The 13,074-nt window shown below is 59.4% G+C and carries 12 protein-coding genes; all 12 read right to left on the reverse strand.

Translation table 11 applies throughout. From position 1 onward, the window contains the following. Positions 1-363: 363 nt before the first annotated feature. The 12 genes from OOJ09_RS19110 to OOJ09_RS19165 all read right to left on the reverse strand — a co-directional run bounded on the left by OOJ09_RS19110 (position 364) and on the right by OOJ09_RS19165 (position 13,048). Positions 364-1,134 (reverse strand): M48 family metallopeptidase, encoded by a 771-nt coding sequence (locus tag OOJ09_RS19110; RefSeq protein ID WP_269906671.1) that lies wholly within the window; start codon positions 1,132-1,134, stop codon positions 364-366. Then, complete coding sequence (locus tag OOJ09_RS19115; RefSeq protein WP_269906672.1) at positions 1,121-4,279, reverse strand: type I restriction endonuclease subunit R; 3,159 nt, start codon at positions 4,277-4,279, stop codon at positions 1,121-1,123. Before OOJ09_RS19115 ends, OOJ09_RS19110 begins: the two co-directional genes overlap by 14 nt. After that, positions 4,276-5,583, reverse strand: a complete 1,308-nt coding sequence (locus OOJ09_RS19120) for a restriction endonuclease subunit S (RefSeq protein WP_269906673.1) — start codon at positions 5,581-5,583, stop codon at positions 4,276-4,278. Before OOJ09_RS19120 ends, OOJ09_RS19115 begins: the two co-directional genes overlap by 4 nt. Beyond that, the gene (locus tag OOJ09_RS19125) at positions 5,577-7,712 is read right to left on the reverse strand and encodes a class I SAM-dependent DNA methyltransferase (RefSeq protein ID WP_333474475.1); all 2,136 of its coding nucleotides are present in this window, start codon (positions 7,710-7,712) and stop codon (positions 5,577-5,579) included. The genes OOJ09_RS19120 and OOJ09_RS19125 overlap by 7 nt, the downstream gene beginning before the upstream one ends. A 74-nt stretch (positions 7,713-7,786) precedes the next feature. Beyond that, positions 7,787-8,248, reverse strand: a complete 462-nt coding sequence (locus tag OOJ09_RS19130; RefSeq protein ID WP_269906674.1) for a DUF6998 domain-containing protein — start codon at positions 8,246-8,248, stop codon at positions 7,787-7,789. A 36-nt stretch (positions 8,249-8,284) separates the two neighbouring features. After that, positions 8,285-8,749: a hypothetical protein gene (locus tag OOJ09_RS19135; protein ID WP_269906675.1), complete on the reverse strand. Its 465-nt coding sequence runs from the start codon at positions 8,747-8,749 to the stop codon at positions 8,285-8,287. Next, positions 8,749-9,294, reverse strand: coding sequence for a hypothetical protein (locus OOJ09_RS19140; RefSeq protein WP_269906676.1), 546 nt, complete (start codon positions 9,292-9,294; stop codon positions 8,749-8,751). The genes OOJ09_RS19135 and OOJ09_RS19140 overlap by 1 nt, the downstream gene beginning before the upstream one ends. 203 nt (positions 9,295-9,497) lie before the next feature. Beyond that, complete coding sequence (locus tag OOJ09_RS19145) at positions 9,498-9,851, reverse strand: hypothetical protein (protein ID WP_269906677.1); 354 nt, start codon at positions 9,849-9,851, stop codon at positions 9,498-9,500. Positions 9,852-10,091: 240 nt separating this feature from the next. Beyond that, positions 10,092-10,400: a helix-turn-helix domain-containing protein gene (locus OOJ09_RS19150; RefSeq protein WP_269906678.1), complete on the reverse strand. Its 309-nt coding sequence runs from the start codon at positions 10,398-10,400 to the stop codon at positions 10,092-10,094. 188 nt (positions 10,401-10,588) lie between these two features. Next, positions 10,589-11,356, reverse strand: coding sequence for a recombinase family protein (locus OOJ09_RS19155; protein WP_269906679.1), 768 nt, complete (start codon positions 11,354-11,356; stop codon positions 10,589-10,591). A 176-nt stretch (positions 11,357-11,532) separates the two neighbouring features. After that, positions 11,533-12,378 carry a hypothetical protein gene (locus OOJ09_RS19160; RefSeq protein WP_269906680.1) on the reverse strand — a complete coding sequence of 282 codons (846 nt, stop codon included), beginning with the start codon at positions 12,376-12,378 and terminating at the stop codon, positions 11,533-11,535. A 196-nt stretch (positions 12,379-12,574) separates the two neighbouring features. Continuing rightward, positions 12,575-13,048, reverse strand: coding sequence for a terminase small subunit (locus tag OOJ09_RS19165; RefSeq protein ID WP_269906794.1), 474 nt, complete (start codon positions 13,046-13,048; stop codon positions 12,575-12,577). Positions 13,049-13,074: the final 26 nt, after the last annotated feature.

A 13,074-nucleotide genomic window follows, 5' to 3' on the forward strand; every position in this document is an offset into this window, starting at 1 on the left:
CCACGCTGTTCGCGCGATCTGAGGGAGGCCGAGGCCATCGGCATCATCGACGCAGGTCATCCACACCTCTTTGGTATACTCTTAGGCGTCGTCGGCGACCTTATTCTAATCCGCGCCGGCTTTGCGGAACCAGACTGATCTGTCCGGATCGATCCGAAACCCAGAGCGCCGGAGGCGGGCCCATTGGCCAATGGAGTTCTTGATGTCCGAGGCGGTGGGCTTCATGAGTGAAAAACATAGGCGTAGAAACCGGAACGAGAAAGCCGGTTTGCGTGCCCCGCTGGCGCCGCTGTCCATCAGTTCCGGATCGTCGATGCGCCCTCTTGACCCAGGCCAGCATAGTTTCGTTGCCGCATTAGAGTCCTACTGGGCAGTCGCTGCCGCCGGTTCCATCAACTGAATGCGCTGTCCATTGGCCACCAGCCATTGCCGAGCCCGTTCTGTCTCGGAGCACAGGCTCTGTACCGTCAGCCAGAACTTTCGGGAATGATCGGGCACGGCCAGATGTACCATCTCGTGGGTGACGATGTAGCGCAGCACAAAGTCGGGGGCCATCACCAGCCGCCAGTTAAAGGACAGATTGCCCATCGACGAGCAGTTGCCCCACTTGGTGCGCTGTCCCATCACATAGATGCGGTTTGGCGCGCGCTTCAGGCGTTTGCCGACATCCGCGATATACTGCTCGATGCGCTCCCGCGCCTGTTTGCGCAACCAATTTTCCAGCGAGCGGGCAGGCGCAGTCTTGCTACTCACCTTACAAATCACTGTGATCGCGTCGTGTTCGAGGACGACCTTGTTTGGCGCGCGCCAAGTTTGCGAAGGCACAACCCGCACCGCGACCGTCTCACCCCGGAACAATATGTGTTCGTCGTCCCGCGCTAACGGCCGGCGCAAGTCTTGCAGTTGACGAAGCCGCGCCAGTTGCGCTCCCACCCATGCGCGCTGATTGCCGATAAAAGCCACGGCCTCTCGGTCGTCGCGCCCCTCGGGCAACACAACGACGATGCCATCCAGCCCCACCTTTATGCGCAGTTTCTTAGCTGTCGACGAACGCACGAGCCGCCACTCCACCTCCTGCCCTTCGAGCAGAAGCCGCTGCGGCTCAACCTTGCGGACTGTTTCAGCCGAGGCCATCGCTATCTACCAGTTCGTCGACCGCTGTGGCGAGGAATGGCGGATTTGCAGCGTCCGTGTCAAAGCCCAACGCCAAATAGGCCGGATTCCATGTTTCCGCCAGCAGGGATTGTTCCACCCGCATCCGGCCGCCCTTGGAATTGCTCCACCCCGCCGTAAGCACCTGATTGCTGCGCAAGTGCGCCATTATGCGCCGTGTACACTCGGCCAGATAAGCCTCGTCCTTGCTGGCCGAATATTCGCGCAGAACCGTGAACAGGCCATATTCGCCAGGCTGCACCAGGCCAAGCCGCGCCGGTTCCTCATCGGCCTGTGCCTTTTCGTCAGCGATGGCCTGCAACTCCTTGAGACGAGTTTCGGCTGCCTTGTCGGCCGCGTCCTTCTTCGCCTTCAGGCGTGCGAGCCGATCACCCAGCTGCCGGTAGGTGAAGCCACCACCATCGTCCTCGGCCAATTCTGCCGTCAAGATCGCTTCGAGCGCCGCCGCCTTGTCGGCTGCACTGGGCAGGTCTTCCAGTTTGTGGACGTAATCCTTGTCGATCTTGAACACCGGCAACGAGTCGGCCAAGTCCATGAAAGTGGTGTTTTCTTCGATCAAGGCACGTGTCTTGGCCGAAAGCTCTCCATAGGTGCCCTGCTTGCCTGCACCACTCTGTCTGCGGCGGTAAGCAATATATACGCTGCACAGCCAGTTGTAGGTGTAGCGGTGGTCGTAGAGCACGGGGTCGGGCGATACCGCCTCCCATAGCCGTTCCAGGCTCTTGAAGTTGTGTTCGAAAATCTTCGCTGCGTCCGGGTCTTTGATCGCTCGTAGCGCGGCCAGGAGGCATTCGCGCGTGTCCGCAATCTTGATGCCCTTGAAGCTCTCCATGCAGCGCGTCACCTCACCCGGGACCGTGGCCTTGAGCTTGTCCCAATCTATCAGCGCTTCTTCACGGATGTTCTCATCGAAGTTTAGCGCTTTGGCCAGATTGCTGAACACGCCGAAGTAATCCACCACCACGCCGGTACGCTTATTCATAGCAGGCAGCGGGCGGTTGGTGCGCGCGATGGCCTGTAGGAGGTTGTGGTCCCGCAGCGGCTTGTCCAGATACATTACCTGCTCGACCGGCGCGTCGAAGCCCGTCAGCAGCCGGTCGCAGACGATCAGGATCTTCAGCGGAGGCCTCCACTTGGCTCGGTCTTCGCCGAAGGCCTCGCGGTTCCAAGCCTCCCACTGCCTCGGTGTGAGCTTGAAGTAGTCGATCAAATCGTCCTGTTTCTTCTTGCCGTAGTGAAAGCGAGCAAGGTCTGGATCGTCGTTCTGACCTTCAGAAATGATGACATCACATAATTCCGGTGGCAGGCCCTTCTCCTTGAGCTTGGCGTCCAGCGCATCTTTGAAGCGCGCGCAGCCGATGCGATCCACTCCCACCAGTTGCGCCTTGAAGCCGTCGGGGTCGGGATAGGCCAGGAAGTGTTCCAACATTTTGCCCACCACCAGTTCCACGCGGTCGGGGTGCCGCGCCAGTTCCTTCCATTGCGAACGCTGGCGCTGGATCAAGTCCTTGGCCTCTTCGTCCTCGACCTCCATCTCCTCGCACATCTTCTCAAAATCGATGTTCAGCGTCTTTTCATCGACAAGGAAGGGCACGCGGTCGCGCAGGTAATGCACTTCCAGTGTCGCGCCGTCCTTGATGGCGCGCTTGATACCGTAGTAGCTGAGGTAACGTTCCTGCTCGCCGTTCACCGCTGGTCCGAAATCGCGATGGGTATTGACCATCGCGCGGTCGATGGGCGTTCCGGTTAGGCCGAAGCGGAAGGCATTGGGGAGTTTCACGCGCATCGTCATCGCATAGCTTTCAGCGCCGTCGCCCTTTTGCGAGCGGTGCGCTTCGTCTATCAGCATGATGATGTTGTCCTCGTTCAGCGGCTTAAGGTCACCCATCTTCTGGAATGACTGCACCGTCGTCACAAGCGTCCCGCGCCATAGATTGCGGAGCCTGCTCTTCAGGTCATCGACGCCCAGCGCCTTTTCCACGTTGGGGTAATCACAGGCCTCAAAATCGTCAGAAATCTGAGTTTTCAGGTCGCGCCTGTCCACCACGATCAGCACCGTCGGGTTCTTCATCGCCGTTTGCCGCCGCAGCTTGTAGGCGGCGAACACCATCGTGAGCGATTTGCCCGAGCCTTGCGTGTGCCAGACCAAGCCCGTGCGGTCTTGCGCGTTTACCGATTTGCCAACCAGTCCCAGCGTGCGATCCACGATGTCGTTCACCGCCTCGAACTGCTGGTAGCGAGCCACCTTTTTGACGGTCTTGCCATTCTTAGTTTCGAAAACAGTGAAGTGCTGCAGGAAGTCCAGCACATGTGCGGGCGCCAAGCGCAGCAGGCCCTTGACCGGCATTTCCAGAGCGTCATCCGGATTGTCGGCATCGGGCTCGTTCCACCAGCCTTTAACTTCCGGATAGCGTGACAGCCAAGGCCCCCAGGTGTCGAGGTGGCGCTCAATGTCGTCCTTCGCAGCGTCGTGGAACAGCACTGTGCCATAGCGGAATGCGTCCTCGTCCGCCGTCACACAAAAAACGTTCGGCGTGAGCATCAGCGGCGCTTGGCGCTGGTAACGGTGCAATTGATGCACCGCCTCCGTCCAGTCCTTGCCGCTGGAGAGATAACTCTTGTATTCCGCGATCACCAGCGGAATGCCATTGACCAGCAGCACGGTGTCGTCTCGGCACTGCTTCACGCCTTGGACACGGTACTGATTGGTGGCGGTGTAGTCGTTGAGGTGCTGGCGCTCCGGCTCAAAGGCGACCAAGAACACCGTGCGCGCGTCTTCGCCGGGCACGAGTTCCACTTTCACGCCGTCGCGGAGGCGGTCGAGCGTTTCGCGGTTGGCGGTGAGTTTGTCCGGCGCGTCCATGGTGGTGCGCAGCGCCTTAATAGCAAGCTTCGCTTGTTCCGGTGTTTTAACGTGATCGTTGATACGAAGGATGGCCTCGACCAGTAGCTTCGCTACCAGCGGGTCTTCTAGAGGGCGGTCGAAGGCAGCCATCGCAGCCTCGTCGCGATACGTCCAGCCCAGCCCCTTGTCATCGGGCGTGGCGCTGCCATGACCGGAAAGCCATTGCAGTATTGGCAATTCGACGTAGCCGGCTTCGCTCATATGGTGGCGTCCGTTTGCAGCAGCGAGGGGTTCACGCGAACGGCGCCGGTGAGCAGTTCGTGCATCAGTGATTTCTTCAGCGTTTCCAACGCACGAAGCTTGCCACGCAGTGAATCCTCGCGTTGCTCGGCAGCAGAGACAATCGCGACGATTTCTTTCTGCTGCTCATCAGGGGCGCGAACAAACCAGCGCGGATACAGGTCTTTGTTGTTCAGTTGCGGCACGCCTGAGCTTTCGACATAGCGCGCTAGATTTCGCCATTCCAACTGGTAGCGAAAGAACTCCGGCAAAATGTCATCTCGCACCTTGAGCGCCATCAAGTTTGGATCAAGAGCAATGGGAACAGCCGTCGTTCGCACGCGGTTCTTCAGGATGGCCGCCCCGCGCTTGGCGATAATGACAGTTCCTAAAGGCAGCAACTTGAAACTCGGGTTCTTCGCCGAAACAAAGCCGATTTGCGTCGTAGCGATACGCCTGGCATTGGCAGGGTGGTTGAAATCATCAACCTTCATGAACCACGCATCGGCTTTGTCATCGCCTCGCAAAGGCTTCAGCGCGTAGACGCTACTGCTGCCGCCAGTCAGGACGGAGAAGGCTTGCTTGCCCTTAAGAGCCTCCCACGATTGCGGAATTCTTCCGGCTTCTGTGTCGTGCTTGGGCTCATCAGTCATTTCGTAGTGGAACGCCGCCTGCATGACAGCCAGCCGTGCCTTCTTTGATTGTTCGACAGCTTCCCCCGCCCGATCAATCGCTGCCTCCACCGCATCGAGGACACGAGCGATGGCAGCCTGCTCGTCAGGCGACGGCACGGGAAGCGGCATCGCCAAATAGTCGCGAAAGTTTAGATTCCGCATCTGCGTCGTTTGCTGTTCCAAACGCAGGATGCGACCGGTTCGATTGACGCGATAAAGCACCCAACTCAAAAACGACGGGTCAATTGCTGCGTCTGGGCGGAGCAGATGCAAAAAGTTGGAAAAGGCGTGTTCCGGCAGATCAACGGCAACATACCCAACGCGCCCGACCGGCTGGTCGGGGCCACCGCCTGAACGCTCCAGCAGAATGTCGCCTTTGCGCAGCGCCAGTTTCTCGGTCTTTTCAGGCTTCAAGGCACGAATCGCGATATCTGACAGGTCAAGTCGGCGTTCGTTCGTTAGATTGGTGGAGCGGAGCACGCGAACCATGTGCGGCCCCCCGTCATCGCCCCAGTCCCCGGGTGCATCGAACTGAAGCATCGATTTCAATGGCTTCACATCCCAATCCTCTGGGACGTTGCCGAGCATCGTGCTTTGCTTGAGCGTCAGCACGTTTGTATCCCTGGATGGCCTGCCTTCCGAAGTAAGGCCAGCATTTCGGTTTCAGCGGTTCGCAATGAGAGTTCCGCATTCGCCAAGTCGCGCAAGGCATCGCTGACCTCCGTCCGGGGCTCCGGTTCAAAAGTGTCCACATAGCGCGGGATGTTGAGGTTGAAATCGTTCTCTTTGATCTCGGCGATGTCCACCACGCGAGCGTGCTTTAGCAGCTCGTCGGCATCACCGTAGAGCGCACCGAGTTCCCGTCCCACGGCATCGACATCGCGCCGGTCGTCGTCGGCGCGGCGTCGGGCTTCGTTCATTTTCTCGTCTCGCTCGGCAATCTTTGCCGCAGCCTTGTCGCGCTGGCCTTCCAGCTTGACGAGCGCGGCCTCGGCCTTCTCGCGGACGGTCTTCGCTGCGAGCGTAGCCAATTCAGCTCGCCTTTCCGCGACTTCCGCATCCAACCTGGCCAGTCGCACCGTGGCATCGGCGTATTCGGCTTCCAGTCGTTCCACTTCGTCGTGCTCGCGTGCGTTGATCTGTTCACGGATGCGCCCGCTGTGGCGCGCCACCAGATCCGGCACCTTTGTCGCGTCCCCATATGCCTGCACATGCACGAGAATGCGCATCACGTCCTGAGGACGGAGTTCGTTCTGGTTGGACAGCTCACGGAAGTGGCGCGCGGCATAGACCAACAGCACCTTGTCGTGCCGCTCGGGCGAGCGCTGCCGGCGAAGGATCAGCAAACAAGCTGGAACGCCCGCACCATAGAACACGTTGAGCGGCAACGATATCACCGCGTCAATCAGGCGCGATTCGAGTAGTGCCTTGCGGATCAGGTGCTCGTCGTCCGCCTTGCGGCGCTTGATGAATGGGTTGCCGTCGTCATCGAACTCCCCAGTTTCCTCCTCCACCTCCGCCTGGCCACGAAACAGCACCCCTTGCGGGCAGACGATGCCTGCGCGGCCCTGGTTAGTAAGCGAGGCGAGGATGTGCAGGATAAAAGCATAGTCGCCATAGCCTGCAGGCGGCGCCTTGAATGGCGTGCCGCGCCCGAAGCGGCCATAATTGTCCTTGAAACCTTCCTTGCCGAAGGTTTCCTTCTTGAGCTTGTCCTTCTTCTTCTTGTCGTCCGTTTGCTGCTCGGGCTTGAGCCACCAAAATTCGTCGGAGAATGGAAAATTGGCGAGCACCAGCGAGAATTTGCGCAGCTGGCCCGCACCGTCCTTGAAAGCCGGGTCAGTTATGGTGCTGGCGCCGGCGGCAATGTTAGCCTCCAGTCCGTGCAGCACGGAGTTGATCTTGCCAATGGCGGCGTTGCCCCAATTCATTTCCTGGGCGAAGTATTGGGCCGAGTTGGCGTGATGGCCGCCTTCGCGCAGGAAGTCTGCCGAGTGTACCAGCATGCCGCCGCTGCCGCCGGTGGGATCGTAGATGGTGTCGCCGGGGCGCGGCTCCAGGATGCGCACCAGCGTGTCAACCACTTCCGGCGGGGTAAAGAATTCGCCGGCCTTGGCGCCGGCGTCATCAGCAAACTGCTTGATGAGGTATTCGTAGGCATGGCCCAGCACATCAGGCGCGACGCTGGCGTTGGACAAGTCGTGCGTGTTGAAGTGCTGAATGAGTGCGTGGACGACCTCATTCGCGATGAGCGGCTTACCGCTGCCATCAGGAGCGGGCTGCGCCCAATCCACGGTGAACACGCCGCGCAGTTCTTCATTGGCGTTGGACACTGCGCGCATGGCCGAGGTGAGCGTCTCGCCGAGGTTCGTGGACGCGGCCAACACGTCGCCCCAGCGGCTGCCTTGGGGAATGGAATAGCGATGCTCGCCCCGTGCGCGAAACACTGCCTTCTGCGTCTCGGTAAACCCGCGGCCCTGCTGACGCTCCAGTTCGGCTATCGCCTCGTCAGCCTCGTTTTCCCATTGGTCGCAGAGCCGCTTATAGAACATTAGCGATAGGATATAGTTTTTGTAGTCCTGGCCAGCGGTCTTGCCGCGCAGGATGTTGGCCGCTCCCCAGAGATGGGTTTCGAGTTGTTGTTGAGTAAGTTTCATGCTTGAGTTCTGGTTCCTGCGCAGAGCTATTTCGCGCGGCGCCTGCCCACCCGCTTTTTGCGCCGACCCGACTGCAGCGTCCATTTCCGATCCCTCATATCGCGATTCTTTCCACCTACTATAGCCACACAGCGACAGGATGTACCCGCCGGATGATGCTAGTCATTGCAGATAAGATCGCCATTCAGGCCGCCTGATTGTCGCGGCATTGCGAGGCTGCGAAGGGCGCCGAGGCTGATCGACCGCTGGCCGTTCTTTGCCATCTTACCGGCGCGCGCCCACGCTGGCTCGCCAAGACCATCGTAGACGATCTCAACCTCTTCGGGCGAAACTACCTTGAGCACCACAAGCCGGTCGCAGGAAGCGTAAAGCGAGACTCTTTTCGCAGCCGTGCCTACCATCTTTATTTGTACGTCGCCGCCGTTGCCGTCATGGGCGTCGTGGCCGGGGTGGGAATTGGGATACAGGGTGAGGCCAAGCGCGGCCGCAGCGACAACCTCGCCAATTGCGCCTAGCAGATGCCCGTCAGGCGTGAACCGGCGGCCGGGATAAGCTGACTCAAGCTCGGCGACCGCCCGATAGATCGCCGCGACCTGATCCGGTAGCCTGATGCGTTCCATAATGCGAATGCCCCGTCCCATCCAAAAATCGCCCGCCTATACTATTGACGAAATCGCTCCGCATGCAAACCTGATGCCGCCCACCAACGCGAAAAACAGCGCTGTTGAGCATAGGATGGCCACAGGCTTCGAACGGACGAAATTTTCAGAAGGCGTTCGAGAAGGAAGCGTTCCGAGCGTGTACATAGCCAGACCCATCCCGACAATGGAGAATATGGCAGCCAATTCGAAGTGCCGGGACGCCGGAGGCAATACACCCTTGTTGATTGCGACAAAGGCGCCTACGCCGGCAACGATGATCGAGCTACCAGTGATCACACCGTTAAGCTGAGCGAGTATGACTTCTGCGCCGAGCTGTCGTTCGTCAAGGCAATCAGAAGCGGTGCTGCCCATATTTTGCCATGCGGCGAGAAGGCTTCTCAGCCAGATGATGAGCGCTATCGCCTCAAGCACCGGCCAGCACCGTATTACATCGAGCAGAGACGTCAGGAATGACGTCATCACCGAGCCCCGGGCAATTGCCGTGGGTCGAAAACTTGCTTGAAGTAGTCGTCTTCCTTTTGGGGCAAGAACCCACCTTCGGCAGCGAACTGATCCTTGCCGTACTTTTCGATAACCGAGGGCATACCAAAGCCGGCCGGGCCGATGGCCTTGCGTAAAGCGTCGCGAACCTTCTCGTCATAGAACGCGACGATCTGCGCGGGCCAATACTGCTCGACGAACGGCGGCTTATTTGGCGGCCAGATGCATTGCATCGAGAGGGCCGCAAGAAAGTCGTCATCAGACGGGGCTTTGCGCTTGTTGCGACTGGCCACCTCATTAGCCAAGACGGCAGTAGACGCCAGAAATCCCACGTACTTTGTGATGTCACCCGCGCTGGCCTTCTGCCAATCTACGCCGAGCCTGCGAGCAACAGGAAACTCCGTTGCAAGCTGCTGTAGCCGTTCTGGTATAATAACGGGACCGTTCTCCACTTGCGTGTCCTGTGCCGAGACGTTGGTTCCAACGATTGCTGCGAATGAAATAACAAGAAGAAACAGGCGCATTCGTTACCCCCCCGAATAGACGACAAATAGAGAGAAGCAGAATGCACATCGAAAGTCCATTCGGGAGCAACATCGGGCCCTCAGCGCGTTAGGGGGGGCAGGGTCGGGCGGGACTCGGTCCGCCGGGCTATCGGTCCGGGTCGACGCCGTGGGCCATCCTAAAGCCTAGCCAGTTAAGGTTGCCGCCTGCGCCGCACGGTCCATCAGCCCCGCATGATCGAGCGCAGGATGGCCTGCATATGCTCTTCCAGATCAAGCTCGCCACGAGCCTCGACGGCAAGCAGATATTTCGACTTGGCCCGGCGCTCATCTCGGTTGACTGCTGGAAAGGAGCAGACGGCCAGCAGTGCCTCTTGCTCGACCTTGTCGGCCCGGCCGCAGGCGTCGCTGCGGCTCCCCAGCCGATGAACAACACGATGGAACTCGGCATAGGCCGCCTCATGTGCAGCGATCAGTGCCTGCAGCTTCGGCGAGGTCCTTACGTCAGCGGACACGGGATCGACAGCAGCCGCCGCGCCGGTCAGCGCGAGAAGAGTACGGCGGGTGATCGCGGGCATGGATGATGTCCTCCTAGCTGCCGATCATGCCGACCATAGCATCACCGTGCCAGGGCGCAGAGATGGTCAGATGCTGTCTGCTGACAATGCGGTCAGTTGGCCATTGGAACCGAGAATGTGTGGTCGGGCACATAAACGCCCTGAGCCATCAAATTGGGGGTCTAGAGATGGCGAGTTCAGGGAAATTGGTCCAGAGCTTGCCGATGAGCCCGAGGCAGTTGCTCCGTTGGCACCCGTTGATCAGGACCCCTCCCGCAAATACCGCTCCAACTCGGTCGCGAGGACTAAGGTGCGCCCACCTGCCTTGCTCCGTTGCAATTTCCCCTCCTTAAACAAGCTGTAAAATTTCGTCCTTGAAAGACCCGTGGTCTCGCTCGCCTCTCGCAGCGTGTAAGCAAGTTTTTTATTTGGGCGAACGTTGTCAGCCTCAGGAGGATTCGCTTTGTTCTGCAGTAATTCCAGAATGTTGGCTACGTCATCTTCGATGCGCCTCAATCGACGATCAAAATCGTCCACCAACGCAGCTACTTCCTTGAAAGCGTCGTTCATCAGGTCAGCCTCGGGCCCCACCGAGATGTCGATAACATATTGAAGTGCCGACTCGCCAATAGGGTGGTCCGAGGTTGGAGGTGGACGCGGCTGTTTCGGCTTTGCGCGCCGGAACATGGGGCCCCCACAGAGCCCCCCCGCCCCGCCAACGGCAAACCCGGCGGGGGGGGGCGGGCACCCCCGCATGGCTACCAGCGGGAGCCGAGTGGGGTCCGCGATCCAGACGTAGCGCCTTCTGCCACTTCATCTTGGGGCTCAACAGCGGCTGGCTCGCGCTGACTGGACCTCAAGCGAGCATCACGATTGACGATGTCCGTCACCTGCACGGCTGTCCACGTTCCGCCTCGTGCCGTGGCGATGCCGCGAGCATTCAGCGCCGCAGCGGTCTGGCGCAGCGAGGCTCCTGTCGCGCGGATATCACGGATGATCGGAATGACATTCTCGGCAAAGGCGTCCGCTTGCTGCATGCGAACGGCGAGTGATTTCTTCTGCGCCATTGGGAGGTTCGGGCCACCTAACTTCACGCCACGCGCCTTTGCTGCCGCCAGGGCCTCCTTGGTGCGCTGGCTGATCAGCTCACGCTCCTGCTGGGCGACCGCTGCATAGATGTTCAACATGAAGCTGTCGACCTTGGGGCCAAGCTCTGCAACGATGAACGGAACCCGCTTGGCCATCAGGCCACTGATGAAATGGACATCGCGGCTGAGCCTGTCCAATTTGGCGACAACCACCGGGGCATCGGCTTTGCGAGCGGTGGCAAGCGCCGCCTTGAGCTGCGGTCGCCTGTCGAGGGCGTCGGAGCCCTTGCCGGTTTCGACCTCGACGAACTCGCCGACGACCTCAAACCCCTCGGCCTCGACGAAGCGGGCGATTGACTGGCGCTGGGCATCAAGGCCGAGGCCGCTCTTGCCCTGACGGTCGGTCGAGACGCGAAGATAAGTGATTGCGGGCTTCATCGGCGACTTCCTTGTTGATGTAAGGAATGTATACGCTCGTTTGTAGTTTTTACAAAACTATTTGGGCTGGCAGCAGCAAGGACTTGGCTGACCAAACGCGCCCCATCCCGACCAAACCCGTGGACCGCTTGGTGACGGCAATGATGAAGCCGACGCAGACTGTGACACTGCTCTGCCTACGGATCAGGCCAGTCCCGCGTCATCATAAGTAGGGAGAGTGTCTTCTGGTAGCTGAGGTCGCGGGTGACCTCGCCTGTATACCCGGCTTCCCGAAATTCGGCTTCCCGCTCAATAGCTTCGAAATCTACGAGCCTTGGATCGAAGCTAATAGACGTGAACAAGGAATTGGGATCAATCCTAAGACGGCGGAGCGTCGGCGATGGCTTGTCCTGGCGCCATGACCGCCCAATCAGAAGGAGACGTACCTCCTGCTCATGCCCGAAATAGTCTCGCTTCCATAAAAGTGAGTTCGCGCGACCCTGCACGGTACAGAAGAACCTAGGACCTTGCTCGCCGTTGCATGCGTTCACAATGCGTTGCGAGATTTCTTGGTCCTCCAGATATTCGACCCGGCCAACCACTATGTGGCCGTCCGCGCCGTCAGCATGCCATCCTTCTCCAGCAGCCAACAAACGCCGCACCGTGGTTGTCACGGTCACACCTTCGTCCAACCGATCCGTGTTGCGCCGGCTTTGTGGGTCCAACCTCACACGGGAGTATGCCCTGAGCAAGGTGTCGGAGCCGGGGTTAAGCGACCAGCATTGTGCCCATGCCGGAGCCAGATAGTCCGCCAGTTGTCGCTGGCCCTTGTTTTGGACGAGATTGGTTCCGTCCAGCATGCAAAGCACGGTCGGGTCTTCTCGCGGATCGTCCCATAGCTGTGGTGCGACCAGCGCCATTTCGTTCGACCTCATGGCATCGAGCAGCCGAGCGAGGGGAAATATCCGCCGGACAGGCAGATCAAGATCAGGGATGCGCGCGGCAAATTGAGACGGATCGTCGTTGATCTGAACGAGGTTCATCACATTCCAGCTGCCTGTCGATGCCATCTCATAAATTTAGTTCGATGGATTGTTTTCGCCCCTGGTCCGGCGGCTTCCTAGTGCCTACGGAAACGAGCGGAAACGGCATTCCTCGCGTATTGCCTTTGGCTGGCTGGGAAACGATATGCCTCGCCCTCGCTCCTTTGTGGAAGCCTGCGAGGCTTTTGTAAACGTACTACTGCAGCGTCCCGCCGCCGTCGCGCTTCGGCGCGAACTTTGCCTGCCATTCCTCAAGGCTCAGCTGACCATCGTAGCCCGGCTCCCGCATCGGCTTACGCTGGGTCGTGGCGACTTCGGCTTTGTCAATGATCAGCCCGAGCAGCTTCGCTTTGCCCATGACAGCCGTAACGCCAGCGGCAGGGTTCTTCGTTGCCAGCGCGAGCTTGAACATGAGGTTAAGCTCATCAACCAAGTCGTCGACCGTGATTTCTGACCGCCTTGCGGCGTCGGCTCGCAACTCAGCGATGCGGGCGGCCACCTTAGGCAATCTGACCATCTTCGAGGCCTCAACTTCAGCCGCATTGCCGCGCGCTGTGTAGCCGGCCTTGATATAGGCCCGAGACTGGGGGAGGCCTTCGACGAGGCCGTGGCAAAACTGCTCCTGCCGTGTGTTCAATTTGGTGTGTGGCATGGCGGTTGAAAGTACCACATTGACCAAGTTGGCGCCACATCGAC

Source organism: Mesorhizobium qingshengii (genome assembly GCF_027563465.1).
Taxonomy (GTDB): domain Bacteria; phylum Pseudomonadota; class Alphaproteobacteria; order Rhizobiales; family Rhizobiaceae; genus Mesorhizobium; species Mesorhizobium qingshengii_A.